Origin of the sequence: Halovivax gelatinilyticus, assembly GCF_024300625.1 — an archaeon.
Lineage (GTDB): Archaea > Halobacteriota > Halobacteria > Halobacteriales > Natrialbaceae > Halovivax > Halovivax gelatinilyticus.
Map to the genome: position 1 here is coordinate 1,452,237 of NZ_CP101322.1, position 25,886 is coordinate 1,478,122.

General features: G+C 64.7%; 30 protein-coding genes and 1 CRISPR repeat array. Of the genes, 14 read left to right on the forward strand and 16 right to left on the reverse strand.

Translation table 11 applies throughout. The features are described 5' to 3' along the window. Positions 1 to 7 precede the first annotated feature (7 nt). A complete protein-coding gene (locus tag NKH31_RS07110; protein ID WP_254864437.1) occupies positions 8 to 1,261 on the reverse strand; it encodes an aminoacyl--tRNA ligase-related protein in 1,254 nt (417 codons plus the stop codon). A gap of 453 nt (positions 1,262 to 1,714) precedes the next feature. Here NKH31_RS07110 and NKH31_RS07115 point away from each other — a divergent pair, with 453 nt between their 5' ends. Next, positions 1,715 to 2,707, forward strand: coding sequence for a nucleotidyltransferase family protein (locus NKH31_RS07115; RefSeq protein ID WP_254864438.1), 993 nt, complete (start codon positions 1,715 to 1,717; stop codon positions 2,705 to 2,707). 102 nt (positions 2,708 to 2,809) lie between these two features. Here the strand turns inward: NKH31_RS07115 and NKH31_RS07120 are convergent, their stop codons facing one another. Together NKH31_RS07120 and NKH31_RS07125 are read right to left on the reverse strand one after the other, a co-directional pair. After that, a complete protein-coding gene (locus tag NKH31_RS07120; protein WP_254864439.1) occupies positions 2,810 to 3,715 on the reverse strand; it encodes a universal stress protein in 906 nt (301 codons plus the stop codon). A 76-nt stretch (positions 3,716 to 3,791) separates the two neighbouring features. Beyond that, the gene (locus tag NKH31_RS07125) at positions 3,792 to 5,036 is read right to left on the reverse strand and encodes a glycosyltransferase (RefSeq protein ID WP_254864440.1); all 1,245 of its coding nucleotides are present in this window, start codon (positions 5,034 to 5,036) and stop codon (positions 3,792 to 3,794) included. Between the two features lie 265 nt (positions 5,037 to 5,301). On the opposite strand from NKH31_RS07125, the gene NKH31_RS07130 reads away from it, so the two are divergent. Beyond that, positions 5,302 to 5,691 carry a secondary thiamine-phosphate synthase enzyme YjbQ gene (locus NKH31_RS07130; RefSeq protein ID WP_254864441.1) on the forward strand — a complete coding sequence of 130 codons (390 nt, stop codon included), beginning with the start codon at positions 5,302 to 5,304 and terminating at the stop codon, positions 5,689 to 5,691. 16 nt (positions 5,692 to 5,707) lie between these two features. On the opposite strand, the gene NKH31_RS07135 is transcribed toward NKH31_RS07130, so the two are convergent. Further along, positions 5,708 to 6,703 (reverse strand): phosphotransferase family protein, encoded by a 996-nt coding sequence (locus NKH31_RS07135; protein ID WP_254864442.1) that lies wholly within the window; start codon positions 6,701 to 6,703, stop codon positions 5,708 to 5,710. 161 nt (positions 6,704 to 6,864) lie between these two features. Here NKH31_RS07135 and NKH31_RS07140 point away from each other — a divergent pair, with 161 nt between their 5' ends. From NKH31_RS07140 to NKH31_RS07175, 8 genes are all read left to right on the forward strand, one after another. Next, positions 6,865 to 7,671, forward strand: coding sequence for an FkbM family methyltransferase (locus tag NKH31_RS07140; RefSeq protein WP_254864443.1), 807 nt, complete (start codon positions 6,865 to 6,867; stop codon positions 7,669 to 7,671). Positions 7,672 to 7,780: 109 nt separating this feature from the next. Then, the gene (locus tag NKH31_RS07145; RefSeq protein ID WP_254864444.1) at positions 7,781 to 8,164 is read left to right on the forward strand and encodes a DUF7475 family protein; all 384 of its coding nucleotides are present in this window, start codon (positions 7,781 to 7,783) and stop codon (positions 8,162 to 8,164) included. Next, positions 8,161 to 8,976, forward strand: a complete 816-nt coding sequence (locus NKH31_RS07150) for a CDP-alcohol phosphatidyltransferase family protein (RefSeq protein ID WP_254864445.1) — start codon at positions 8,161 to 8,163, stop codon at positions 8,974 to 8,976. Before NKH31_RS07145 ends, NKH31_RS07150 begins: the two co-directional genes overlap by 4 nt. 82 nt (positions 8,977 to 9,058) lie before the next feature. Continuing rightward, complete coding sequence (locus NKH31_RS07155; protein ID WP_254864446.1) at positions 9,059 to 10,135, forward strand: zinc-binding dehydrogenase; 1,077 nt, start codon at positions 9,059 to 9,061, stop codon at positions 10,133 to 10,135. Positions 10,136 to 10,306: 171 nt separating this feature from the next. After that, on the forward strand, positions 10,307 to 10,699 hold the full coding sequence (locus NKH31_RS07160) for a 6-pyruvoyl trahydropterin synthase family protein (RefSeq protein ID WP_254864447.1): 393 nt from the start codon (positions 10,307 to 10,309) through the stop codon (positions 10,697 to 10,699). Position 10,700: 1 nt separating this feature from the next. Then, positions 10,701 to 11,840 carry a glycosyltransferase family 4 protein gene (locus tag NKH31_RS07165; RefSeq protein WP_254864448.1) on the forward strand — a complete coding sequence of 380 codons (1,140 nt, stop codon included), beginning with the start codon at positions 10,701 to 10,703 and terminating at the stop codon, positions 11,838 to 11,840. Beyond that, positions 11,837 to 12,751 (forward strand): SAM-dependent methyltransferase, encoded by a 915-nt coding sequence (locus NKH31_RS07170; protein WP_254864449.1) that lies wholly within the window; start codon positions 11,837 to 11,839, stop codon positions 12,749 to 12,751. Before NKH31_RS07165 ends, NKH31_RS07170 begins: the two co-directional genes overlap by 4 nt. A gap of 104 nt (positions 12,752 to 12,855) precedes the next feature. After that, complete coding sequence (locus NKH31_RS07175) at positions 12,856 to 13,923, forward strand: prepilin peptidase (protein ID WP_254864450.1); 1,068 nt, start codon at positions 12,856 to 12,858, stop codon at positions 13,921 to 13,923. Positions 13,924 to 13,936: 13 nt separating this feature from the next. Here the strand turns inward: NKH31_RS07175 and NKH31_RS07180 are convergent, their stop codons facing one another. From NKH31_RS07180 to NKH31_RS07190, 3 genes are all read right to left on the reverse strand, one after another. After that, positions 13,937 to 14,164, reverse strand: a complete 228-nt coding sequence (locus tag NKH31_RS07180; RefSeq protein ID WP_254864451.1) for a hypothetical protein — start codon at positions 14,162 to 14,164, stop codon at positions 13,937 to 13,939. Positions 14,165 to 14,232: 68 nt separating this feature from the next. Continuing rightward, on the reverse strand, positions 14,233 to 15,264 hold the full coding sequence (locus tag NKH31_RS07185) for a phosphatase PAP2 family protein (RefSeq protein ID WP_254864452.1): 1,032 nt from the start codon (positions 15,262 to 15,264) through the stop codon (positions 14,233 to 14,235). A gap of 121 nt (positions 15,265 to 15,385) precedes the next feature. Beyond that, a complete protein-coding gene (locus tag NKH31_RS07190) occupies positions 15,386 to 15,805 on the reverse strand; it encodes an HIT family protein (RefSeq protein ID WP_254864453.1) in 420 nt (139 codons plus the stop codon). A gap of 186 nt (positions 15,806 to 15,991) precedes the next feature. Between NKH31_RS07190 and NKH31_RS07195 the strand changes: the two genes are divergently transcribed. Continuing rightward, a complete protein-coding gene (locus tag NKH31_RS07195; RefSeq protein ID WP_254864454.1) occupies positions 15,992 to 16,552 on the forward strand; it encodes a hypothetical protein in 561 nt (186 codons plus the stop codon). Between the two features lie 81 nt (positions 16,553 to 16,633). Here the strand turns inward: NKH31_RS07195 and NKH31_RS07200 are convergent, their stop codons facing one another. Then, positions 16,634 to 17,722, reverse strand: coding sequence for a DUF2891 domain-containing protein (locus NKH31_RS07200; protein WP_254864455.1), 1,089 nt, complete (start codon positions 17,720 to 17,722; stop codon positions 16,634 to 16,636). Positions 17,723 to 17,790: 68 nt separating this feature from the next. Then, positions 17,791 to 18,447, reverse strand: coding sequence for a uracil-DNA glycosylase (locus NKH31_RS07205; protein WP_254864456.1), 657 nt, complete (start codon positions 18,445 to 18,447; stop codon positions 17,791 to 17,793). A 222-nt stretch (positions 18,448 to 18,669) separates the two neighbouring features. On the opposite strand from NKH31_RS07205, the gene NKH31_RS07210 reads away from it, so the two are divergent. Next, positions 18,670 to 19,824 (forward strand): Fic family protein, encoded by a 1,155-nt coding sequence (locus NKH31_RS07210; protein ID WP_254864457.1) that lies wholly within the window; start codon positions 18,670 to 18,672, stop codon positions 19,822 to 19,824. Between the two features lie 272 nt (positions 19,825 to 20,096). Here NKH31_RS07210 and NKH31_RS07215 read toward each other — a convergent pair whose 3' ends face one another. The 4 genes from NKH31_RS07215 to NKH31_RS07230 form a co-directional block, all read right to left on the reverse strand. Beyond that, positions 20,097 to 20,600, reverse strand: a complete 504-nt coding sequence (locus tag NKH31_RS07215; RefSeq protein ID WP_254864458.1) for a DUF8154 family protein — start codon at positions 20,598 to 20,600, stop codon at positions 20,097 to 20,099. Then, positions 20,584 to 21,285: a nucleotidyltransferase domain-containing protein gene (locus NKH31_RS07220; protein ID WP_254864459.1), complete on the reverse strand. Its 702-nt coding sequence runs from the start codon at positions 21,283 to 21,285 to the stop codon at positions 20,584 to 20,586. The genes NKH31_RS07215 and NKH31_RS07220 overlap by 17 nt, the downstream gene beginning before the upstream one ends. Positions 21,286 to 21,595: 310 nt before the next feature. Next, positions 21,596 to 22,042 carry an FxLYD domain-containing protein gene (locus NKH31_RS07225; protein WP_254864460.1) on the reverse strand — a complete coding sequence of 149 codons (447 nt, stop codon included), beginning with the start codon at positions 22,040 to 22,042 and terminating at the stop codon, positions 21,596 to 21,598. A 66-nt stretch (positions 22,043 to 22,108) separates the two neighbouring features. Beyond that, positions 22,109 to 22,597: direct repeats of the CRISPR family, unit length 30 nt; unit sequence GCTTCAACCCCACTAGAGTCCTTCTGAAAC. Between the two features lie 586 nt (positions 22,598 to 23,183). After that, the gene (locus tag NKH31_RS07230) at positions 23,184 to 23,384 is read right to left on the reverse strand and encodes a hypothetical protein (protein WP_254864461.1); all 201 of its coding nucleotides are present in this window, start codon (positions 23,382 to 23,384) and stop codon (positions 23,184 to 23,186) included. A gap of 491 nt (positions 23,385 to 23,875) precedes the next feature. On the opposite strand from NKH31_RS07230, the gene NKH31_RS07235 reads away from it, so the two are divergent. Together NKH31_RS07235 and NKH31_RS07240 are read left to right on the forward strand one after the other, a co-directional pair. Beyond that, a complete protein-coding gene (locus tag NKH31_RS07235) occupies positions 23,876 to 24,139 on the forward strand; it encodes a hypothetical protein (RefSeq protein WP_254864462.1) in 264 nt (87 codons plus the stop codon). A 77-nt stretch (positions 24,140 to 24,216) separates the two neighbouring features. Further along, positions 24,217 to 24,459: a DUF8151 family protein gene (locus NKH31_RS07240; RefSeq protein WP_254864463.1), complete on the forward strand. Its 243-nt coding sequence runs from the start codon at positions 24,217 to 24,219 to the stop codon at positions 24,457 to 24,459. A 509-nt stretch (positions 24,460 to 24,968) separates the two neighbouring features. Here the strand turns inward: NKH31_RS07240 and NKH31_RS07245 are convergent. The 3 genes from NKH31_RS07245 to NKH31_RS07255 all read right to left on the reverse strand — a co-directional run bounded on the left by NKH31_RS07245 (position 24,969) and on the right by NKH31_RS07255 (position 25,856). Beyond that, complete coding sequence (locus NKH31_RS07245) at positions 24,969 to 25,154, reverse strand: hypothetical protein (RefSeq protein WP_254864464.1); 186 nt, start codon at positions 25,152 to 25,154, stop codon at positions 24,969 to 24,971. A 65-nt stretch (positions 25,155 to 25,219) separates the two neighbouring features. After that, on the reverse strand, positions 25,220 to 25,642 hold the full coding sequence (locus tag NKH31_RS07250) for a PIN domain-containing protein (RefSeq protein ID WP_254864465.1): 423 nt from the start codon (positions 25,640 to 25,642) through the stop codon (positions 25,220 to 25,222). Further along, the gene (locus NKH31_RS07255) at positions 25,623 to 25,856 is read right to left on the reverse strand and encodes an antitoxin VapB family protein (protein ID WP_254864466.1); all 234 of its coding nucleotides are present in this window, start codon (positions 25,854 to 25,856) and stop codon (positions 25,623 to 25,625) included. Before NKH31_RS07255 ends, NKH31_RS07250 begins: the two co-directional genes overlap by 20 nt. Positions 25,857 to 25,886 lie beyond the last annotated feature (30 nt).

The following is a 25,886-nucleotide window of genomic DNA, read 5'->3' on the forward strand; positions in this document are numbered from 1 at the left end:
CCACCGACTAGCCGACGATGCTGGCAACCTCCTCTACGTCGACGAATCGAGTCGATCCGTCACGGGATTCGAGTTCGACCGCACCGGACTCCCGATACCGGTTTCCGAGAATTACTTTCCAGGGGACCCCGAGCAAGTCGCTCTCGGCGAATCGCTCGCCAATCGTTCGATCGCCGCCGTCGAACAGGAGCGTCTCGTCCGGCCCACAGGACTCGTAGAGGGACTCTGCCGCCTTCCGAATCGATCCCTCGTATTCGAGCGGAATGATCGACGCCCGGTAGGGTGCGATCCGTTCGTCGCCGTCCATCGGCCAGCGACAGCCACCGTCGTCGCCGTGTTGAGAGACGAGCACGTGAAGGAGTCGCTCGATGCCGATCCCGTAGCTTCCCATCAACACGTCGCGTTCGGATCCGTCGGCGTCGTCGACGGAAAGTCCCATGGGCTCGGTGTACCGGGTTCCGAGCGTGAACACGTGACCGATCTCGATTCCCTCGCTGGCGGTGAGATGGCCACCGCACTCGGGACAGCGATCGCCCGCTGATAGCGCCGCGCGTGGAGACTCGTCGGTGACGCCGAACCGGCAAGCCGTCGCCTCACAGTGTCGCAGCAACAGCGTGCCGTTGTCGGCGACAGCAACGAACTCCTCGGACGTCGATCCACCCATGACACTATTCTCGGCCGCCGCGACGGCGAACTCGACGTCGAGTGCGTCGAAAATGCGCACGTAGGCCTCGCGGACCCGTTCGTAGTACGCATCGAGCGAGTCGCGAGTCGAGTGCAAGCTGTAGGCGTCTTTCATCGTGAATTCCTTCGTGCGAACCAGGCCGTTTCGAGCGTGATCGTCCCGGTACTTCGATTCGACCTGATAGAGCAATACGGGTACGTCGTCGTAGGAGCGTACGACGCCGTCGACGAGGCGTACCACTCCCTCCTCGTGGGAGGGTGCGAGACACAGCCGCCGTCCGTCGCGGTTTTCGAACGTGAACATCTCGCCCTCGAAGCGCTCCCAGCGGCCACTGGCCCTCCAGATGTCGCTATAATTGAGCGAGGGAATGGAGATCCGCTGTCCACCGATAGCGTTCATCTCGCGCGTTATGAGCGAACACACGTTCGTCCGGAGGCGGTGACCCGTCGGCGTTAACCCGTACAGACCGCTTCCAAACTTCCTGATGAGACCGGCGCGCATCATGCGGGCAACAGTCTCGTTCTCGTGGCCGGTCGATTCGCGACTCGTGAACAGAATCGCCTCACTACGTCGCACGATACCCACCTCGACTTGCAGGTCGCCCGCGAACGGGCGTGTTCGTACTGTCGACGGGATCGTCGAACCGGACGGAGATATCGCGGTCAACGTGGCTATCGCTACGGCGTGTAGCGCCCGATACGTCGACTACCCAATCAGAAACAGGACAGTTATCGCGGAACCCAGCCGCGGGCCGCGCCGGACCCGCGGTTTCTGGGACGTGCAGTTGCGTGCATGCAATTGACAGATTGGGGATCGCCAATAAATAGGTTCGCATACGCCTCGGAGCGGTTGAGACGGGTTCGTCGCGGGTCGGTCGGATGAAAGGTTTACCACCGACGCCGTGGGAGTCGATCACCGTTCGTATGAGCCGACGCCCCCTTCGCTCGCCCGATTCGCGCGTTCGTCCCAGACGCGATCAGCGTCGAACGGTAGCCGTCCCCGGAATCTCCGAGAGACGGTGGTAGACCGATGGACGCCGTCGTCCTCGCCGGAGGCTACGCCACGCGTCTGTGGCCGATCACCCGCCACCGCCCGAAGATGTTCCTCCCGCTCGGCGAGACCACCGTCATCGACCGGCTCTACGCCGAGCTCGAGGCCGAATCGCGTATCGACGACGTCTACGTGAGTACGAACGAACGATTCGCCCCCGCGTTCGAATCGCACCTCGCCGACGCGCCCTACGAGAAGCCGCGGCTGTCGGTCGAGCGCACGCGCGCCGAAGACGAGAAGTTCGGCGTCATCGCCGCCCTCGGCGAGTTGATCGACCGCGAGGGGATCGACGCGGACCTTCTCGTGCTCGCCGGCGACAACGTGTTCGATTTCGCGCTCTCAGCCTTTCTCGAGCGTTACGACCGACGAGAGGGACCCTGCATCGCCGCGTACGACGTCGGCGACCCGTCGCGAGCGACCGGCTACGGCGTCGTCGATCTGGAGGGAGATCGCGTCGTCGATTTCGTCGAAAAGCCCGACGACCCGCCGGGAACGAACGTCTCGATCGGCTGTTACGCGTTTCCCCGCGAGACGCTCTCGTTGATTCCGAGCTACCTCGACGAGGGGAACGATCCGGACGAGCCGGGCTGGTTCGTCACCTGGCTCCAGCGAACCGAGCCGACGTACGCCTTTTCCTTCGACGGCCACTGGTTCGACGTCGGCACGCGCGAGAGTTACCTCGACGCCGTCGCCTGGTGCGTCGACGGCGAGTCACTGATCGCCGATTCGGCGACGCTCGAAAACGCCACCGTCGGGCCGAACAGCCACGTCATGGCGGACGTCTCGCTCGTCGACGTCGCGGTCGAACGAGCCGTGATCTTTCCGGGTGCGAGCGTCGAATCCGGCGTCGTTCGCCGGTCGATCGTCGACGAGGAGGCCGCGCTCTCAGGCGTCGACCTCGAGGACGCGATGGTCGGCGCGTACACCCAGATTCCCGGTCCAGCCAGCCGGGGCGACGATCGCCCAGCCTAGGTGCGCCGCAGGTCACTCTCGGGTACGGGTGCGCCGCAGATCCACGCGTATGGCTGCAAGTGATCCGCAGATGCACGCGTTTGGCTGCGGATGGGGCGCAGGTCACTCGTTCGGCTGCGGGTGGGTCGCGCTCACCGGGACACACCACACCGGGACGTCGGCCCCGCGGAGGACGTTCTCGGTAACGCTCCCCAGAAACCACTGGCCGATGCCGGTCTGTCCGTGCGTCCCCATGACGATCGCGTCGACTGGCGACTCGTCCGCGTAGGCGAGGATCACGCGAGCCGGCGCGCCGCTCGCGACCGAGCCCGTGACGGAGACGCCGGCGTCGCGAGCGCGTTCGCGGACAGACTCGAGGGTCGTCTCGCCCCGTTCTTCGAGCGCCGTGAGGACGTCAGCGGGCTCAGCGGCGCTTCGAAAGCGGCTCGTGTCGACCGAGTAGAGCGCGTCCACCGTCGAGTCGAGCGCGCTCGCGAGCGCAATCGCCCACTCGGTCGCGATCGCCGCCCCCTCGCTCCCGTCGGTCGGAAGCAGCAGGCGGTCGAACGAGATCGTCTCGACCGGCGGAGGGTCCGCGTTCGGCGGGACCGCGAGAACGGGCACGTGAGCCGTCCTGAGGACGTTTTCGGTGACGCTCCCGAGGAGGAAGCGATCGAGACCCGTCCGGCCTTTCGTCCCCATGACGATCGCGTCGGTCTCGTGGCGATGGGCGTACTCCCTGATCGACTGGAACGGCGTTCCGCTCCTGACGGTCGTCCTGACGGAGAGATCCGGATCGAACTCGGCGGCGAGATCCGCAACCGTCTCGGCAGCGTCCTCGGCGGCCGATTCGAACACGGAGAGCGTTTCCTCGTCGAGCGTCGACGGCCCGTCGGGTGCGTCGACCACCGAGAGGACGTGAACGTCGGCACCGAGGCGCGACGCGAGCGCGATGCCGTGGTCGGCTCCGGCGACAGCACCCTCGCTCCCGTCGGTCGGTACCAGGATCGATTCGATGAATCGGCTCATTGGACTCGGCTACTCCACCACTCACCGGCGGATAATTGTGGGGGTGTCAGATCGGACCGTCCGAACGCAGACGAACTCACGAATGCGTTTCGAGCACGCTCACGAAGGTCGAGAGTAGCTCTTCGAGTTGTCGGGGGAGCAGGAAGCGTTCGCGAACGTGGTCTCTGGCGCGTTCACCGAACGCTGTTCGGCGCTCGTCGTCTTCGAGAAGCGAAACGAGGCGGTCTGCGGCGCCGGCGACGTCGTCGGCCGCGACGAGGTAGCCGGTCTGCCCGTCGACGATCTGTAACGGAATACCGCCGACGTCGGAACCGACGACGGGCGTGCGCTTCCAGAGCGCCTCGGAGACGACCAGTCCGAAGCCTTCGCGGATGGACTTCTGGACGACGACGTCCGCCTCGGTCTGCAGGACGTTCACCGCTCGATCCGTCAGGTCGGTCAGGACGTGGACGTCCGGATCGTCGACGGCCTCGCCGGCCACCCGTTCGTACAACTCCAGGCCTTCGGGGTCGTCGCCGGCCATCCCGCCACACAGCGCCAGCTGTAGTCCGTCAATCTCCTCGCTGGCGCGACGGTACGCCTCGAGCGTTCCGAACTGGTCTTTCCACGGATCGAACCGAGAAACCTGCGCGACCACCGGGCGGTCGAACGAGAGCGGGTCGAGGCGGTCGCGTTCGGTCGCGATCGCGTCCGGATCGAGCGAGCGGTTCTTCTCCGCGAGCGGGTCGATCGACGGGGAGATGACGCTCGGTTCCGGCACGTCCATCTCGCCGACGTACGCCGAGCGGCTGAATATCGCGTGGTCGACCCGTTTCGTGTAGTCAGAAACGAACGAGAGGTACGCGTCGTCCGGATCGGTCAGGTCGATGTGACAGCGCCAGACGACCGGCGCGTCGGCCATCGTCTCCTCGATGCGGTCGAGCATCCCGAGCGGCTGGGGATCGTGAACGACGACGAGGTCGTACGCCTCGTCGAGTTCGGCCCCGTTACGATCGGTTTCCCGGCGGTAGGTCGCTTTCATCTCGTCGGTGAACGCCGGACCCTCCCCCTGGAGCCCGTTGTGCATCGCCTTGGTCACCTCGTAGAAGTCGTCCTCGGCGTCCATGACCAGCCAGTCGGTGTCGACACCGAGGTCGACACAGACCGGGACGATCGACCGGAGGAGTTCGGCGACGCCGCCGCCGGTCGCGGTCGAATTGACGTGGAGGATGCGAACGCCGTCGAGCCGGCTCGCCAGCGATCGAAGGCGTTCGAGCCGATCGACGTCAATCACGGCTTCGTACGCCTCGATCGACCGATCGGGGAGAGATGGCGCGTGCATCAGATAGGGTCCGTACCACGAGGACGCTCGTATCTTTGGGGGTTCTATCTCGCTGAAGGGCCTCGGCGACAAGGTCGTCCACTCGGCGAGCCCTGGGATACCCGCATGGAGTGGCAAACGCAAGCGAACACTGTCCGCCACGTTCGGGACGACGTTCGAGTGCGAAGGCGCTGATCTGGTCCTCCCGCTCGAAGCCTACTGTACGACCGGTTAATCGACGCGTACCGGCGGGAACTTTGTCGCTCCTGGGCGTAGACCCGATCCGATGAATATCGATGTCGAGACCGGGGGTCGCGTCGACGTCGTCGACGTCACCGCGGACGTGGCGGCGGCGATCCCGGACGACGCAGACGGCGTGTGCACCGCGTTCGTCCCGCACACCACGGCGGGCGTCGTGATCAACGAACACGAGCGAGGATTGTGCGCCGACGTCGAAACGGCGCTCGAACGACTCGCCCCCCGCGGCGCGACGTACGAACACGATCGAATCGACGACAACGCCGACGCCCACTTGCGGGCGATGGTGCTCGGCGAGAGCGTCACGGTTCCGATCGACGGCGGAGAGCTCGGGCTCGGAACGTGGCAGTCGATCCTGTTCGTCGAGTGCGACGGGCCTCGTCGCCGACGGCTCAGACTCTCGGTCGTTCGCGAGTGAGCGGTTCTGCCGCCGATCAATCGATCCGGTCGGCCACGGTCGCTAGCTGCCGTCGCAGTTGCGTCCGACCGCGCTCGGTTCGAGAGACGGCCAAGAGGTTCGCAGCCGACTGGACGAGCCAGCGGCGTTTGTACGCCGAGGCGCGGTCGGGGTAACCTCGGTCGAGCGGGGCGCGGCCCCGATAGGCCGCCCGGAAGCGAGCGCGGAGGCGCTCGCGTTCGGGCCTCGGGAATCGGTATCGGTCGACGAATCGGACTTCCGCGCGAGCGATCGCGTACTCCGGCCGGGTGACGTGGGCGTTGCCCCAGTCCAGCACGGCCGACAGCGCGCCCGTTTCACTCACGAGGAGGTTTCCGGGGTGAAAGTCGCCGTGGGTCAGGACGGGCCGAGCGCCTGACGGAGCGTTCGACACCGACTCGACGAGTCGGCGGTGCAACCGGCCGTGCAGCGATGCGGGCGCGGCCACCTCTAGCGTCGTCTCGGTGCGCTCGAGGACGGCTGCGTGGCGAAGGTGGCCGGCGCCGGTCCGGTCGGGGCGTTCGGTGACGTCGTCCCCAGAGAAGGAGTCATCCAGGGCGAGCGGCTCGGCCGCGTGGAGCCGGCCGAGCGCGTCGCCGGCGTCGGTCACGATCCGACGGCGCACCCGCGGATCGGCGTCGCGATACCACGGATCCGGGTTCGATCCATCGAGACACTCGTAAATCGCCCACCGGTGATCGCCCGTGAGCCGACCCCCGCGAACCGAACCCGTCGCGAGGACGGCCGGAACCGGAAGGTCGGTCGTTTCCCCGACGAGTCGGACCACCTCGGGTTCGATCACGTCGCCGATCCAGACGTTCGCCCCGCCGAGCTTGCAGATCGCGAGCGACGGCGAGCCGGCGAGGGCGAGGCGAAACGTCTCAGAGACGGAGCCGACGGCCGGACGCTCACAGCGCTCGACGGACGTTCCGAGCGCGTCCGCGACGATCCGTTCGACGGACGCCGGAGCGGTAGATCGGGCCGTCTTCGTCATGGGTACTGGTGGTGGAAACGTAGATTCTGACGGGCCGGTTCGGTCGAGAGCGGGCTTCGAACGGTATAGGCGTCGACGCGACGAACCAAAACGGTCCGTACCGAACGCAGGAGCTGAACGTCGCCACAACACCCAACAGCGACCGGGACGTCTCGGTCCGCATGCGATTGGGCTCCGGGAGCCGCGCGTTCAACCGGGTGCGTCGCGGGGCGCACCTGCGCCTCCGACGGGCGATCCTCGGCGGGTACTACCGACTCGTCGGTCTGAACTACGACCGGCAGTGGATCGCGCCGCGAAAGCGGACCGTCGGGGGAACCGTGCGGAGTTACGAACTCTACAACCGCCACGGCCGGGACGCGATGCTCGCGGCCGTCGACGCCCGCGCCGCGTCCGACGGGGTGGTCTACGACGTCGGGGCGAACGTCGGCGTCTACGCGCTCGCCCTCGCGGCGGAAACCCCGGATCGGCGGATCGTCGCGTTCGAGCCGGCCCCGCGCGTCGTCGAACAGCTTCGGGCCAACGTCGAGGTGAACGGCTTCGCAGATCGAATCGACGTCCGCCACTGCGGCCTCGGCGAGGTGGCGGGCGAGCGCCCGTTCTACGTCTCGACGTACGCGGAGCTATCCGGGTTCGACGCGGCGAGCGCTCGCCGGTGGGAGGCGTCAGTCGCGGCGGAGACGACGGTTCCGGTCCGCCGACTCGACGACGTCGTCGACGAGGGCCCCACGCCGGAGGTCCTCAAGATCGACGTCGAGGGGGCCGCTCCGTCGGTTCTCCGCGGCGGGCGAGAGACGCTGGAGCGTCACCGCCCGACGGTGTTCCTCGAGGTGCACGGGGACGGACTCGACGGTGACGAGGGGCTCGACTGTCGGTCGATCCTCGACGACGCGGGATACCGCGTTCGGTCGTTCGACGCGTACTGGGTAGCCGAGCCGACCGAGGGCGATCGGAGCGAAGACGGCGACTGACGGACGGACGCCACTGACGAAAACGGGAGACACCGACGTCGACGTCGGTCCGACCCCGGCGAGCGCGAACGACCGAAAGGCCCATCATCGGATTCGTGGACGAGACCCCATGGCCCGTCGCGTTCGCCGCTCCGGACTCTCTGCGCTGCAGTGGGTCGCGGTCGCGCTCGTCGTCGCGACCGGCGGCGTCCACCTCGGGCTCGGGGTCGTCTTCCTGCCGGAGCCGCTGGCGGTCGCGTTCGTGCTCGCGGGACTCGGCTACGCCGGCGCGCTGATCCTGTTCGCCTTCGACGTGCGCCGGCGGCTCCTCTACCTCGCCGGCGTCCCGTTCGTCGGCGCGCAGATCGTCGCCTGGTACGCGTTGAACCGACCGAGCGGCGTCGACGACCTGTCGGTCGGCGAGACGGCGGATAAGCTCGTACAGCTCGCGTTGATCGTCGTCCTGATCGTCCTCTACCGACGCGACGATCGATCGACGGAGCGTACCGCGTGAGTCGATTCGATCGAATCCGACGGCTCGACGGAGCGTCGAACCAGGCTCTCGAAGGTGCGCTCGGGGCAGTCATTCTCGCCGGCGTGGGGGTGCTGGTCGTCGCCGCCGTCCGACCGTCGGTACGGACGACGGCGTTTCCGGCGTGGGTGGCGCTCGCGCTCGGGTGTCAGCTGCTCGTCGTCGCGGGCGTCGTCGAGCGCACGCGTCGACGCGGCGAGGACGTTCGGCTCACCGCGGCCACCCACCTCACCGTCTCGCGAACCGCCCTCCTCGCACTGCTGATCGGGGTCGTCGCCGCGGTACCCGAGTCGACCGCGTGGGTGGCAGGCGGCCTCTTCGGCGCGGCGGTGATACTCGACGGGCTCGACGGCGCGGTCGCTCGTCGCAGAGACGACGAAACGGTTCTCGGCGCTCGCCTCGACCGCGACGTGGACGGGCTCACCACGCTCGTCGGTGCCGGCGCGGCCGTCGCCGTCGGCGCCGCCCCGACCGCCTTCCTCGCCGTCGGGCTGGCCCGGTACGGGTTCGTCCTCGGGTGCTGGTGGCGCAGACGGCGAGGACGACGGGTACGCGATCTGCCGCCGAACCGCTTGCGGGCACCGTTGTCCGTGCTCGTGCTCGTCGCGATCTGGGTCGCGCTGGTCCCGCCGGTCCCGGACGCGTGGACGGCCGTCATCGCGAGCGCCGTCGCGGGTCCGTTCCTCGCGAACTTTGCGTGGGACTGGCTCGCCGTCACGGGTCGCCTCTCCCGGTTGTCGCGTTCGTCGACGCCCCGGGAGGACGGAGAGGCGGTGGCGCGAGAAGATGATTGAGAGCGGCGTGCGCCCGACCCTGGCGAATCAGGTGAAAATCACGCCAACAGCCAAGTGTACGCGTATTGAGCGGACGGCTATCGTGACTGGAACGGACGACGGCGGGGACCGAACGCGACGGAACCCCAGCGGTGGCTCGACCGCCCGGCGCGTGACGTTCACTGGCCCACGAACAGTGACCGTCGAGCGTCGGCCGGTTCCGGAACCGGGCCCGTCCGAGTTGCGGGTCCGCACGAGCCTGTCGGCGGTGAGCGCCGGCACCGAGGGACTCGTCTACCGCGGCGACGCGCCCGAGGGACTGGCGGCCGACGAGACGATCGACGCGCTCTGTGGCGACTGTTCGTTCCCGATCGCCTACGGCTACGCCGTGGTCGGTCGGGTCGACCGGGTCGGCCGCGACGTCGACGACGAGTGGCTCGACCGGCGCGTGTTCGCCTACAATCCCCACGAGAGTCACGTTCTCGCGACACCGGAGGCGGTCGTCCCGGTCCCCGACGGCGTCTCGACGCGTGCGGCGGCGCTGTTCGCGAACGCGGAGAGCGCCGTCTCGTTCCTGCTCGACGGCCAACCGCTCGTCGGCGAACGCGTCGCCGTCTTCGGACAGGGCGTCGTCGGCCTGCTGACGACGGCGCTACTCGGTCGCACGCCGATCGAGACGCTCGTCGCGGTCGACCGGTACGAGCACCGACGGGGTCTCGCCGCCTCCCTCGGCGCGGACGAGACGATCGATCCGACGAATGAGACACGCGACGGCGTCGCCGGAGCGGTCGCCGAACTCGCCGGCGAGCGGACCGACCTGACGTACGAACTCTCGGGCAATCCGGACGCCCTCGACGACGCGGTCGCGGCGACCGGCTACGACGGCCGCGTGATCGTCGGCTCGTGGTACGGTGACAGACCGGTGACCGCCGACCTCGGCGGCCGGTTCCACCGGGATCGTATCGACGTTCGAAGTAGCCAGGTGAGTACGATCGCGCCGAGACACCGCGGTCGTTGGACCCGCGAGCGCCGCCGCCAGACCGCCTGGAACTGGCTTCGTCGACTCGACCTCGACTCGCTGTTCACCCACGAGTTCGCCGTCGACCGGGCGGCCGACGCCTACCGACTGATAGACGAGCGACCCGAGGAGGCGGTGCAGGTGCTGTTCACGTACGAGTGACGGTGTCGAGGCAACGTCGACACACCTGTCGAGGCGCTGGCGTGGCCGGTCGGGCCTGCGGCCGATTCGACGGCGACGACGGCGACCTGCAGGAACCCGGCGTCGCGAGGGGCCGCTCCGGCCGCGAGAAACGACCCATCGTTTATCAGGACGGTTACGGTACGGCTGCCCATGTACGAGGTATCGGTCAGTCGATCGTTCGTCGCCCAGCACGCGCTCACCGTGGTCGACGCCGGGCCGGAGGGGTCCGTTCACTCCCACCGCTACACCGTCGAGGTCACCGTCTTCGGTCCGTCGATAGACGAGCGTGGCTATCTGGTCGACATCGACGAGCTGAGTGCGGTCGTCGACGAGCTGGTCGCGCGTTACCGCGACAGAACCTTGAACGACCTCGAATCGTTCGAAGGGCGGAATCCGAGCGCGGAACGCTTCGCGCGAATTTTCGGCGATCGGCTCTGTGCGGCGCTCGAACCCGCGGGGGCGACGCGGCTCCGGGTGTCGATGGCCGAAGACGAGATCGCTCGCGTCGCCCACGAACGATCGCTCGAGGACGGATCCGGTTGAGATGTACGTCGGTTTCGTCGTCTACGGCGGCCTCGACCGGACGTCGGGCGGCTACCGATACGACCGGAAACTCGTCGAAAACCTGCGAGCCCACGGTGACGAGGTGGACGTCGTCGCGATCCCGCAGCGGACGTACCCGCGACACCTCGCCGACGGCGTCTCGCGCACGCTCCGTTCCCGGCTAAATCGACCGTACGACGTGCTCGTCCAGGACGAACTCTGTCACGCGTCGCTGTGGCGGCACAACCCGCACCTCGACCGACCGGGGGCGATCGTCTCGGTCGTCCACCTGCTCCGGTCCGGGCCGTCTGCGGGCGTCTGGTCGCCGCTCTACCGGTCGGTCGAGCGACGCTACCTCGACTCGGTCGGTGCCGCCGTCTGCACGAGCCGGGACACGCGCGATCGGACCGAGCGTCTCGCCGACGTTCCGACACAGGTAGCGCCGCCGGCCGGTCGCGTCGAAGGGGCTGCACTCGCATCCGACGAGGTGGCCTCCCGCGCCCGCGACGGCCGCCTTCGGGTGGCGTTCGTCGGCAATCTGCAACCGAGAAAGGGCGTGAAACCGCTTCTCGACGCGTTCTCCCGAATCGTCAACGAGAGACGTCGCTCGGCGACGCTCACCGTCGTCGGGAGTCGCGACGCCGACCCCGCCCACGCTCGATCGGCGGTCGAACGCGCGACCGAGCTCGACGTCGACGGGTGCGTCACGTTCGCCGGCCGGGTGTCGTCGGACGAACTTCGCCGAGTTCTCCGCCGGTCGCACGTTCTCGCGGTGCCCGCCGCCTACGAGGGATTTGGGATGGTCTACCTGGAGGCGATGGAGTACGGCGTCGTCCCGATCGCGAGCGCGGTCGGCGGCGCACGCGAGATCGTCGACGACGGTCAGAACGGATTCCTCGTCGAGCCGGGCGACGCGGACGCGCTCGCGGACCGCCTCGCGAGACTCGACGCCGACCGCGACGAACTCGCCCGGCTCGGGGCGAACGCGCTCCGGACGGCCGACGACCACCCGACGTGGGCGGAGACGACGGCGCGCGTTCGATCGTTCCTCCGGGCGCAGGCTGACGGATCCGATGACAGCCACGAGCGGGCGTCGAGATCCGGGACGTACTCGGCCGCCGAACCGGGTGACCCGCCGTGAGCGACGCGTACCTCCTCGCGAAGCGGTCGGTCGACGACCGGGCGCTGAATCGGCGCGTCTGGCGGAGCTTCGTCGAGGAACTCGACGCGATCGACCGCCGAACCGACGGCCCCGTCCGCGTCTCCGAAATCGGCGGGGGTGTCGGGACGATGGTCGCCCGGCTCGCAGCGCGGGACGTCCTGCCGCCGGCAGTGGACTACCGCCTGATCGACCGCTCCGAGGGGTGCGTCGAGACCGCACGCGAGCGCCTGCCCGGCTGGCTCGCTGCGGTGGGCTACGACGTCGAGCACACGTCCGACGGGCTGGTGGCCCGTCTCGAGGAGTCCGAGCCGACGCGGCGGCTCGAAGTCACCCTCGAGTCCGGCGACGCGCTCTTACAGGACGTCGGGGCGGACGTCGTAATCGCCGCGGCCGTCGTCGACCTCCTCGATCGCGAGCGACTGGTGCGGTGGCTCGAATCCGTCCTTCGCCCGAACGGGTCGTTCTACGCGCCGATCACCTACGACGGCGCGACGGGATTCGCCCCATCCCACGCCCTCGACGACCGAATCGAACGGTTCTACCACCGACACATGGACGAGGTGCGAGACGCGCCGGGGAGCAGTCGGGCGGGGCGGCAACTGGTCGCCGAACTGGCCGGTCGGGGCTTCGACCGGGTCGAAACCGGCGGTTCGGACTGGGTGATCCACCCCGGCGGGGGCGGTTCGACGGCTGACGAACCGTATTCGAGCGACGATGCGACCGTCCTCCACGCCGTCCTCGACGATATCGAGGCGGCGCTCTCCGAGTACCCGACGGACGCGCTCGATCCAGACGACCGACGGCGCTGGCTGGAAACGCGACGCACCCAGTTCGACCGCGGCGAGCTCACGTACGTCGCGCACAACCTCGACGTGCTCGCCCGGCGGTGAGACAGCGATTCCGAGCGTCGAACGGCCACGTTGCAGCGAGAACGGGCGAGGTCAGTCGATCACGCCCCGAAACACTAACGCGGGTGGCGGCCAGATGAGCGCTCGTGACACTCTCTGGCGTCTCTGCGTCCGGCCCCGACCTCCTGCGGCTGCTGACGATCCCCGTCTTCGCGTGGGTCGCTATTCTCGACATTCGGACGCGACGCGTCCCGAGCGCGGCCTGGATACCCCTCGGCGCGCTGGGAGCGGGACTGCTCGTCTGGGACGGCTGGATCGCGTACCAGGCGGACGTCGTCGCCTGGCAGGAGTTCCTGATCCCGGCGGCGCTCAGTCTCGGCTTCGTCGTCCCGCTCGCGTACCTCTTCTGGTGGTTCGGCGGGTTCGGCGGCGCCGACGCGAAGGCGCTACTGGTACTCGCCCTGCTCTTTCCCGTCGTCCCGTCGTACGCGATCGGCGGTCTTTCGTTTCCGCTCGCCGGCGGCGACGAACTCCTGCCGTTTTCGCTTTCGATCCTGGCCAACGGCGTCCTCGTCGGCCTGGCGATTCCGGTCGCCCTCGCGATCAGAAACGCCCTGGCCGGGCGCGTCACCGGCGTCATGGCGCTCGGGTGGCCGGTGTCGACCGACCGGATTCCGGAAACCCACGGCCGACTCCTGCAGACGACCGAGGGCGTCAGCCTCGGCGGGCTCGACCTGGACGCGCTGCGAATGTACCTGCGCTGGCGCGGACTGACGCTCGACGACGTCCGCGAGGATCCCGACCGGTATCGCGATCCCTCGTCGCTTCCCGACGTGCCGAATCCGCCCACCGACGGTGCCGTCACAGTGGCGAATCCCGTCGCCGACGGGGGCAAACACGAGGAGGCGACTGCTGGCGACGAGACGGCGGCGAACGACTCGGCGTCGGAGAGCGACGACGAATCGACCGCGTCGGAAGCGGCGGGCGAATCAGACGGCGAGTTCGACGACCCGTGGGGCGCCGACGCGTTTCTCGAATCGATCGAGGGGACGGCCTACGGCACGTCGGCCGCCGACCTCCGCGACGGGCTCGACGTGCTCACCCAGGAAGAGACCGTCTGGATCTCGCCGGGAACGCCGTTTCTCGTCCCGCTGTTCGCCGGGCTGGTGCTGGCGCTCGGGTACGGCGATCTACTCGTCACGCTGGTGATGTGACGCCGTCGATTGCTCACGACCGAAGACGCTCGTACACCGGCCAGAGGACGGTCCAGAAGCAGACGAAAACGGCGCCGACGACGACCACCGCCAGCCAGATTCCGCCCGGATAGTCCGGGTTGCCGGTCGCGATTGCGGCGACGACGCCGATCAGCAGGGCCACGCAGGTCGCCAGACTGCCGTACTCGAGCGTGGCCACGACCGGGTGGCGACGGAAGTCGGCGACGATCGAGGCGAGCATGCGGGTTGATTGTCGAGTGACAATAAAACACTCACGGTCGTCGGTTCTGCCGGTCGGATCGTCCGCCGTCAATCGAGTCGTCGCCGTATCGACTCGCGAACGTACGCGTAGCCGCGTCGCCAGTTGGCCGGCGTGAGGACGAACGCGACGGCGCCCGCTGTTAGCCACAGGACGAACCGGATCTCCTCGCCGACGCGGCTGGCGTGTCGCGAGTGGTGTAACACGGGGATCGTGACGGCGACGGCCGTGGCGAGACCGGCGACGCCGCCGGCGACGTACACCGACAGGATCGGGAAGTACTCGAAGGTCGCGACGAGCGGCGCGAGCGCCACCGACGCGAGACCACCTCGGAGGGCGACCGGTCGGAGCGCCGCCTCCGGGGTCGGACTGTCGACGAGTTCGCGACCGAGTAGAATCAGCTGCCAGCCGGCGAACCCACCGAGGGCCGCCCCGAGGATGACCACCGACTCGATATCGGCGTTGCTCGCGACGACGTAGAAGACGCCGAACGGGACGGCGAACGTGAGCGAGACCGTCGCGGAGTCCGGACCGCGAAACGTCGTGAACTCGCGAACGACGTACAGAAGCGAGAGGCCGACCGCGACGCCGACGACGACGTCGACGAGGTAGTGAACGCCGAGGGCGACGCGCGAAAAACTGACGAGCGTCACGAGCCCCGCGGCGACGGCGTACCGTCTCGGACGCGTGCTCACCGTGAGAATGTGTGCGAGACCGAAGTAGACGATGGTCGTGTTGACGGCGTGGCCGCTCGGAAAGCCGAATCCCCCGGCGAACGCGGTGAGTTCGTACAGCTGCTGGATACCGAGCGGGAGCAACTCCGCGTCGAGCAACGGTTCGTCCGGACGGGGAAATTCGAAGATGTGCTTCAACCCCTTGTAGAGGCCCATCCCCGCGAGCCAGACACCCCCCAGGGCGGCGACCGCGTCGCGACTCGGCGTCCCGTACCAGTAAAAGACCGTTATGACGAGCGCGAGAAACCAGATGTCGCCGAGTTGCGTACACAGCGCGATGATGACGGCCAGCCACTCGGGAATCGCCTCCTGGAGCGGGCCGAACTCGCCGATTCCGCGTGAACTCATCACTAGTTACCCGGATCGCTGTCCGGAAAGTTTCTTCTACTCGTCTCGGTCGCTCCCTCCGACCGGTGAGGAGTCCCCCTCGACGTCGGTGCTGGCGTGCCAGTCGGGGCTCCGACCGAATTCAGGCGCGCGATTCGATCTCGGCGGCGATCCCGTCGAGTTCGTCCTCGCCGAGATCCGGCGTCTCGCCGGCGACGGCGTGGATGGGGCCGCCTCCGTCGCCGTCGAACCGCGGCACGATGTGACAGTGGACGTGGGGGACTTCCTGGCCGGCCGCCTCGCCGTTGTTGAACGCGACGGTGCTCGCGTCCGCGTCGACAGCGTCCTCGACGGCCGGCACCAGCCGGTGGATCGTCTCGTAGAGGTCCGTCGCGACCTCGTCGGGGACGTCGTTAAGACGCTCGTACTCCTCGCGCGGGATGACGAGCGTGTGCCCCGGCGCGAGCGGGTTCGCGTCGAGGAAGGCGAACGTGGTCTCGTCCTCGTAGACGACGCGGGCGGGGATCTCCCCGTCGACGATCTGGCTGAAGATCGTGGGCATGTCTGGACGTGTGTCGGCCGATTGTATGAAGGTTACCCGAGCAGGGGACTCGCCGCGGCCTCGGGGCACGACCCCGTGTTCGATCACGGGACCTCCCACTACATTCGGCGCCGTTCGCCTTCATTTTACTATTCGGCCCTGAAACGGCCATTTTTGTTAAATGGGTGTACTCGCGAGTGACTCGTGATGTCACAGGAGACGGTCGAACCTGACGCGGACGGAACGGCACACGAGTACGACGAAGCGGCGGTCGATTCGGAATCGCTCATCTCGACCGATCGCGGGAAGGGCTACATCAAGGCCGTCGCCGGCATCTACGCGGCGGCGGGCGTCGCGATCGGCCTGCTCGTGATCGTCGTCTCGACGACGGGCAACCCGGTCACGCCGACCGAAGAAATCCCACAGTACGGAGACGCGACGGCGACCATGACGTCGACCTGGGCGATGATGAGCACGCCATTTCTCGCCGCGGTGTTAGGCGTCGGCATCGGCCAGACGCTGTCGCGCTCGGTCGACGAGGCGACCGAGGAGGTCGCCAAGCTCGCCGGCGCGGCCACCGCAGCCGGAACCGTCGCACTCGTCGTCCTCGGGGTCTTCCTCGCGGAGACGGAGTTTCAGAACGAACTGCTCTTTCTCGACACGAGTCTCGACTTCGGTAACCTGCTGACGGGCGCGATCGGCGCGGCCGTCGTCGTGGGCATCCTGTCGGCGGTCACGGTGTACGCCGATCGAGAACTCACGGAGTAAGGGCGACAGCGCAGGTTTTCCTCGGCAGGGCAGAACGGACGGTGACCCTCGAAGATCATCCATTGAGCGGGCGCGTAGCGATCAAGCGTCCGACGGAGGCGGGGCGATCAACCCGTCGTTTCGGGTGACGAGGTAGCACACGAACGAGGTCAGCCAGTGGGCACCGTCGTAGTCGTCGGTGAACGCCAGCTCGAGACCCGCCTCGGCGTGTGCGCCCGCCGAATCCGTTAGCGCATTCCGAAGCGAGGCGTCCTCGATCACATCGGCGATCCCGGCCAGACACCACGCACGGGAGAGGTCCAACCCGACGAGGTGGAGAGCCATCCCGTCGTCGGTCCCCGGTGCGACCCCGATCGGATCCGGGAGGGCGGTACGCGGGTCGTCGACGACGGCCGGGAGGAAGTCCTCGAACCAGTCTGTAAACTCCTCCGGCGGCCGAATCCGACGCATCAGGTCGGCCTCCGCGAGCCCCGGAGAGAGGAAATCCCACCCGATCGGCTCGTAGTCGAGCGAGTAGTCACGGTCGTCGGCGAAAAAGCGCTCGGCCGTCTCGACCGTCTTCGACTCGAGCGAGGTGTCGTCGACCGCCCGGGCGTAATCGAGGACGCACGCGAGGGCGAACGCCGAATTTCCGTGGGTACCGACTCGCAGTAGCCGGTCCATCGGTAGAAAGTTCGTCTCGACGAGGTCAACGATGGTCGACTCCAGCGGGCGGAGCGTCTCGGCCCACCGGTCGGCACGGCCGTCGTCCCACGCGCGCAGTTCCACGGCGAGGCGCAACAGCCAGCCCCAGCCGTAGGGGCGCTCGAACGTCTCGTTCTCCGTGAAGAACGCCACCTCGCCGGCGACGGCGTCGGGGGTGAGTCGGGCGTCGATGCTCGCCTCGATCGCCGATTCGTCGGGATGGCCCTCGATCAGGCGGAGCTGGCGCACCAGCGACCAGTGGCTGTGGACCGCCGAGTGCCAGTCGTAACAGCCGTAGAACACCGGATGCTGGTCGGACGGGCGGGCGGTGTCGTCCGGCGAGTCGACCGACCGAACGTAGTGAGGGTACTCGCGATCGACGCAGGCGAGCGGGTGCGCGGCGAGGCTCGTCGCCAGTTCGTCGTCGATCCAGTCCCCCTGGCCGGCCAGAATCGTCTGCGTGTCGACGCGGTCGAGCGGATTCACGACCCGGTCGTCACGCCGCTCGGACGTGATTCTTCCGGCCAGTGCGGTCGGTTCGGCCAGCCCGCACGTCACCCGATCAGGTCGTCCAGTCGATCACGGATGGCGTCGCGGTAGGTCGCGGGTTCGTAGCCCAGCCGACCGATCCAGACGTCCTGGTAGCTCGGGTGGACGATCGGGCAGAGCCAGGTCGAGAGCGCTTCGCACCGGACCGGCTCGAGGACGGCGTCGAGAAAGCCCGAGCCGGGCAGGTCGGCGAGCGAGCGGCCGTCCGCTTCGAGGACGGTTTCGGTTGCGTGTTTGCCGGTCGCGAGGACGACGGCCGGGTCGACGCGCTCGAGTTCCGTCAGGAGGTGGGTGCGACAGGCGGCGCGCTCGTCGCCGGCGGGTTCGCGAGTGATTGTTGGGTCGTCGGGGTCCGCCGGCAAGCACTTGACCGCGTTCGTATAGTAGGCGTCGTCCGCGTAGCCGACCGCGTCGAGCATCGAACGAATGCGCCGGCCCGAGTGGCGAGAGGTGTAGGCTTTGCCGGTCCAGTTGCCGCCTCGCCACCGATCGGCGTCCGGATCGCCCGCACCCGGCGCCTCGCCCACGACCACGATCGAGACGTTCTCCGGACCGGTCCCCCACGAAATCCGTTCTCGACAGTCGACGAGCTGTGGACAGCGATCGCAGCCGGGTTCGATGACGTGGCGCGACTCGGGGAACGCGGGATCCGCCGGGGACACGGTGGAGGGGAGGAGCTAGTGGGGCTTGGGGATGGCGGTTCGCGTCGGGGGAACAGTCGGTAAAGTGATCAGTGACGATAAGACGGATAGCGAGGGCGAACCAATTTGTGTTAGATCGACAGCGTCGATCGAGGTGGCATAATGGTATCGATATGGCCCGTCTCTAAGCCAAATAATCCGATCGATATTTGAATTACCAGGGCGTTCAGTGCAGTAACACAAATGGCCGACGATACCCTCCCCGACCGGGCACCGGGGTCGTACATCCCCTATGGCGCACGGCCGTACTACCTCCCCGAACCGCTTCCACCGGAGGCGGAAATCGAGGTCGATCGCGATCTCCGAGAGGCGCTCGAAGGGGCGATATACGAGCTCGGGCGACTCGAAGGTGTGAGCGAGGAAACCACCAACACCACCACCAACCCCATCGTCTATACATCCCTCGTTCGTCGGGAGGCGGTGGAGTCGGTGTTGATCGAAGGGGCCAAGATCGAACTCGAGGATCTCTTTCGTCACGAAACACTCGACAACGTCGAGGTTACGAAGGACGTCCAGGAAGGGCTGAATTACGAATCGGCGGTGATCGAGGGAGCCGGCCGAGTCGATCAAACCGGGGCGATTACGATCGAACTGCTCGACGAACTCCACGGTCAGCTCCTGCAGGGTACTCGCCACGACGGAGAGACGATCGGCGCGTTCCGACGACAACCCGTCCATCTGCCGCCGCCCGAGACGCTCGCGGATCCGTTCATTCCGCCTGCGCCGGGTCGGATCACCGAGTTGATGGACGATCTTATCGAGTACGTCCAGACCGGAGGGCCCTACCACAAACTTCTGGACGTCGGGATCGTCCACTACCAATTTGAGACGATTCACCCGTACAGCGACGGGAACGGACGCCTCGGCCGCCTCTTGATTACGCTACAGCTCATCGAGCAGGGATACCTGAGTAAACCGTACCTCTACCCGAGCGCCTACTTCAACGAGCACAAAGTCGAGTACGTCACCCGGATGCGCGCGGTCAGCGAAGAGGGTGCCTGGGAGCCGTGGCTTCGATTCTTCGTCGACGGCATTCGCCGACAGGCCGCCGACGCGGTAGAGCGAACCGACGAGCTTCGGGCGCTGCGCCGAACGTACGAAGCGAAATATGGTCACGAGAAGACCGCTGCCGACCGCCTCGCGATGCGGCTGTTCCAGCACCCCTACGTCACGACGAACGAGGTAGCGGAGTTCCTCGACGTCACGTCCCAGACGGCCCGAAACGCGATCACCGAACTGGAAGCACAAGATGTTCTCGAAGAGACCACTGGCAAGCAACGCTATCAAGAGTTTAAAGCCGTCGACATCTTCGAGATTCTAACTCGGTCGTTCGAGTGATCGAATCGACGCGGCGGATTTGGGTTAGATGCCGACATCGTGGCAAGCTTCAATATAGGTGTTATGTCGTTGTCCGGCTGTAAGGAAAATGTTCAGGTCAGAAATTTGTGTTAGAGCGAGTTGAGGCCCGCTAAGTAAAACGTGAACTCTCAGAAGGTGCAGGGAGAAACCGTGGTCGACGCGATCGCTCCGAGCAGGCACACAGGGTCGTCTGAAAGCCATAGATCGTATTTGAGTTATCGCACGACGGCTCGCAACCTCTAGTTTCTGTCTCACTTCTCGCAAATACAGACACTCCCGTCTCGAATCTGCTGTGTTACGTACTGGTGAATACTTTCAGCTAGCGCATACGTCGCATCGGATTTTTGTTTCGTCGGAACCTGAACGCCGTAGTAATGGCCGGTTCGATTGTCGCTATATAACCCTTTCAGGTCCGAAGCCGTACTTCGGTCGAACAGCCCCCGTTCAGCTGCACGATCGTAGGCCGCCTCGTGGTCGTGGAAGTTCTCGATCGTGTCGTCCGTATCCCAGAGAAGATAGGCCTCGATCGTTCGTTCCGTCGAACTGAAACTCAACTCTACTACCGCACCGTGAAAGCCATCTTCAGCTCGCAGAACACGAGCGCTTTCCAGATAACGGCACGCTTTGGTCAGCTGAATCTTCCATTCTGCGTCCTGGTCAATGCCTTCTTCAAATGCGGGCGTTCCCAGACCGATGTATTCGAAGGCGTCATCGGCCTGCTGGAGATGTTCAGTGATTTCAGACGGGGCTGTCATCGAACTCTCCGTGCGCAAGCAGGTTTCTGAGCGTTTCGAAATGTTCCGTGTTGTACACGGTGATTCCTGTGAGGACGATGTGGCTAATATCCTCAGCGAAGGATGGAACGGCCTCGACGGATTCTACAGTGACGTGAAAGTCGTATCTCTGACCGTCGAATTCCCGGCCTTCGAGATCTTTTTCAACGGAATTTGCCTTTCGCTGGTTTGGGGCTCGGTCGTCCTGAACAACGACCCAGAGGTCGATATCGCTCCGACGGTCCGCTTCTCCCCGAGCGATACTCCCGTGTAAGACGATCCCCACAACCGAGTCGAGCTCACTTTTGAGCCGTTCTGTCGCAGTTTCGACCGGCAATTGAAACTCCTCCTGCGGGATCCGTAAAATAGGGTCATCGGGTACAGAAAGTCGACATCTGTTGATTCTAACGGATTTTTGATTACCACGGTACTCGGTATCGACGAGATCGTTCTCTTCGAGGATGGCTACTGCACGCCGAATTGCGGACTCGGAATAGTCGATTTGGCGTGCCAATTCTCGTTGACCGAACTCGTCGAACCGATGGGTGGCTAAAAATAAGAGGAGGTCGTCAGTCGCCTCTTTTCCGTATAATTTGGAGTCCATAGCCGGAATTGGGACGGCAATTGAAATGCCAGAGTTGTCGTTAGTTTTCTCGTTCCGCCGCATGCGCCGTAATGCGGAGGCCACCTATATAAACTATAAGTCTATTTTACGCCATTATTTATATACTCTATCGAGTTGGCGAGCTACATGACGAGAATTGTGTGTGTTGCCGAAGGCCCTTCTGAAACGATGTACAGTACCCGATGGCGGACGAGTGCCCGGACCACGTCTACCGCGGACGTTCCCGTATGAGAAGCGTCGGCTTCGCGACCGGCAAGCGTGAGATTCCGACGTCGATCGACAAGGACACCGTCGCCGAACAGCTGGGATTTACGTCGACGGTGAGCCCATCTGGCCGAGTTACGATACGTCTTTAGTAATTCGTTACGCTCCACTCGATCTCGTAGTCGTCGACTCGATAGGGATCGTCGTCCATGTACATGACGTCGAACTCCCAGACTCGGTCGGCTGCCAGGTCCATTGTATTGTCTATCCAGTCGGCGATCTGGACCCCGTCTTCGTCGAGGAAGTAGACCGTCACCTCGACGTAGCTGAGTTCCTCGCCCGAGGTGTTCTCGAGTTGGCCCGTCACGCCCGCATCATACGGGCCGTTGTTGTACCATTCGTGCTCGACGAACTGGAGCGCTTCGTCTCCGTTCCCTCCGTCGTCATCGTCCGATTCCGAGCTGTCATCGTCACCGCCTCCCCCGGCACCGTCATCACCGCTGCCGGACTCCCGATCGGACGACTCTTCGCTGACGCATCCCGCCAACGCAGGGATTGATCCACCCACCACGGCCAATAACGTTCGACGTTGCATATCTCAGAGATGAAAATCAGCGTAGATGAACGTTCTGGCCTGTTACACCTCAGTTTTCTCGGTCCTGCTTCAACTTCTCTAGAGTCCTTCTGAAACCTCAGAGCCACAGATTGGGCACGTTCCGGGGTCTTTGCTTCAACCCCACTAGAGTCCTTCTGAAACCGGCCTTTTTGGCTGGATGCACGTCGGTACTGGGGGCTTCAACCCCACTAGAGTCCTTCTGAAACCACGATCGAGCGGTACGTGTTTTCTCTCCGACCGCCGGCTTCAACCCCACTAGAGTCCTTCTGAAACGAGACGACCATCACCGACCTGTGGACACGGTTGTTCGCTTCAACCCCACTAGAGTCCTTCTGAAACCGGTTGTACCAGTCGTGGTAAAGTTTCGACTCGTGCTTCAACCCCACTAGAGTCCTTCTGAAACCGGTTGTACCAGTCGTGGTAAAGTTTCGACTCGTAGCTTCAACCCCACTAGAGTCCTTCTGAAACTGGCGAGAGTTGGCCGGACGTCCTTCGGTTCTACGCGCTTCAACCCCACTAGAGTCCTTCTGAAACCATGCCGGATTTCCGGCTGTGAGGCCCTCTATGGGCTGCTCACACATATCGATTTTCGTCGACCGTCAATAACCCCAATACCCCCTGGGGTCGACGAAACGCGCAGTGGAATGCTCTCAGCACCGACACCCTGGCCAGAATTTGTCTCGAAGCGACGATTGAACCGTCGGTGATTATCCGAAATGGACCAGAACCTGCACAGCAGAAATCGACGTCTCGGTCGTCAGCCGATTTCCGGGATTCCGAAGATTTGCTTATCTATATGGGCGCCAACACCGACGTGATCCATCTCAGCGAAGTTTTGCAGTGAGGACTCACTGGCATTTCTTACCACCAACGAAATCGGATGACCGTGTTCAACCGATCGACCGGTTCGACCGCAATCATCCTAAGAGATAAACAATCGCAACCGACCGTACCAATCGTTTCTAACGTGTCGATCCAATCTCGACGACGTTCACGGTCGAGTACGGACGCACGCTCAAAGACGAATCAGCCGCGAGGAACTGCCACTTTAACCCCGAGTTCCGTCAAATCGAGATGCTCACCGAATGTGACGCCGATACGCTATTCCCGTGAGCCGGCGTCAGCGCACCTCCCGAACGTCCTCGATAATCTCCCGAAGCGGAGCTTTCCTCGTCATCACTCGCCACGTGTTGACCGCCATGTACAGCCCGACGTTGTACCAGATGACCGTGATGCCGGCCAAACACGCCAGGAGGAACCAGAGCACCCCAAACCACCAGCCGACGAGCACGAACCACGCGATTCGGGTCGCGACGTTCATTGGCAGACGTTAGTTTGTTTATCATTCATACATAAATTGGTGTGCCTTCCCGATTTTCGTTCAACAGCCCTCGGTTGCCGTCGCCGGTATTTGATTTCTAAACGACCGGAGCAGGTTGTCGATAGAATCGTAGAACAGATCGGCAGTGATCGAAGAATCGAACGTCTCGGACCAGTATCGTCGAAGAAGATTCGGTAGTGGAGATAGTCAGTAGTTATAATACATTCCCCGCCGTAGCCACCGCTGGAAGTCCACGTCTCCACCGGTCGCAAGGGGACGGCGTTCAGTAAATGTCCCGGGTGTAGGCGCACCCGAGACGTGGCTTCCAAATCCGAGAAGGATTTGTCTGCCATGATTCCGTACACACCTTCGAGACAAAAAGGTCTCGCACGCCTGTGGTATCGAGAGCGCAAGCTATGGAGCGATTTTCCTACGATATCTGAAGTCTGTCAGCGCCGACGGACGGCCGTCCACGCGTCGGGGGTCGACGGATGACCGACGCACAACGCGAGTCGAACGACCAGGCCTGCTACCGCTGTGGCGACTCGCTCCACGACGCACACCGGATTCGCCTCTCGGCCGCCCACAGCGGCCCGCTCGGCGACCGCTGCCTCGACGTCGAGCGGCCGATCTGTCCGGACTGCCTGGCCGGGATCGGGATGCTCGAGTTCGACCTGAACTCGATGGACGAGTCGCCGGATCCGGCGACGCCGACCCGCGGCGAGTGCCCGCCGGTTCGATCGCGCCCGGGGTGATCGAGCGGCGTCGTGACCGACGTGACGGCCTCGTTCGAAGCGGCACACCTATGGCGTTCGAGGGCCTGGATCACCGCATGTCGTCAGCCGCACCCGAGTTGCTCGTCGAACTACTGACCATCGCCGTCTACGCCGTTCTCGCGCTCGCGTTCACCGTCATCGGCCTACTGGCCGAGACGACCGCGTTCGATCACTACGCGAGCGGGGAACTCGTGCTGGCGGGCTGGTTCGTCGCCCTCGGCGCCGTCTTGCTCTACGCCGGCGTCGTCGCGATCGGCTACCAGAAGCTGTTCGTTCGCGTCCAGGAGCAATTCATCTGAATCGATACGTGGGACAGGCCACTGTACCGTTCTGTGTGCGTTTTTTGCCACACAACCCGGCTACGTTCACGAGACGAGGGCATTCATCTCCCACCGAGTTTAGATTGGAGAAGGCATATATGCGGTTGAGCGTATCTGGAGCGTATGTCTACTCGAACCGAACGAACGACGCTAACAGATCCGTGGTTCATAGTCACGTTCGTCGCCGTGTTGTTCGTTTCGGTGAATGTACTGGGTCCACTTCTTTCTAGCGCGACGCTGCCCGTGTTTGGGCTACAGGGGAACAATCTGGTGTGGATCGTGTTGATCGCATTCTACGCGCTGGTATTCTCGATCGCCGGTGGGTTTTGTAGCTACTACGGCGTTTCGGCGTTGAGAGGACGCTAACAGAGTCGAGTTGTATCATTGATCAACGCAGAAGTCCGTCAGTGAGACGGCAAAAGCCGTGTTCGACGAACCGCGTGTTCCTGCCTGACACACCGTAATCGACAGAGCTGGTGACCGACCGCTTACGCCGTTCTACGAGCGTCCCGGTACGTCAGTGCTGCAGCTCCGGTGAGGATCGCGTACGCGAGAAGCGCGACCGGAAACGGAATCCGCCACCGACTCAGTTCGGTCGTGACATACGACGCGACGAGGACGACGGAAACGACCAGGGCGAGGTTTTCGGAGTACGAACGGACGAGAGAGGACATACGAGTAAATACGGGCGCATCCGCGAGTTAAATATACTTATAATCTCAGACCGTGGGCGAATCAGCTATTCGGGATCAGCCGATTCTCGGTCGGCGTAGTATTCGACGTCGAGACCGGGGACGTTCTCGAAGTCGCCGTCCCGCGTCAGTATCGGTGCGCCGGACTCACGTGCGACACCCGCAATCAGGATGTCCTGTTCGTTGATTGCGTTGCCATTTGCCAGGAGTTCGGCTCGTATCAACGCAGATTCTTGCGCAGCAGGTTCGGTAAACGCCACGGGATCGATCCAGTCGAGCGCATCGATAGTCTCCGCGAGTTGATCCGTCCCCCCAGCCCACGCTGCATGCCGGTATATCTCGTATAGTATCGGAGTTGGTGCGCCGTATGCCCGACCCTCGTTCGAATCGAGATAGTCGACAGCGTCCTCGTGGTGATCGGACTTCGGCTGAAGCAGATCGACGAGAAAGCTACTGTCCAAAAACCTCACGCTGTCGCTCCGTAAAATCCTCGTCAAATTCTTCGCGGAATGCATCCCGGTCGAGTCCGGCGTCAGTCCCACTCCACAGACCCGCAGCTTTCATCGGGTCTTTATCGCCCCGGGTCAGCCGGTTCACCACATCGCTAAAACTCTCGTCCCCTCGCTTGTGGGCTTTGAGCCGCTCGTAGGCCTCCTCCTTGATGCTTATCGTCTTCGTCCCCATGTACACGTACACGTATACACCAACACAATA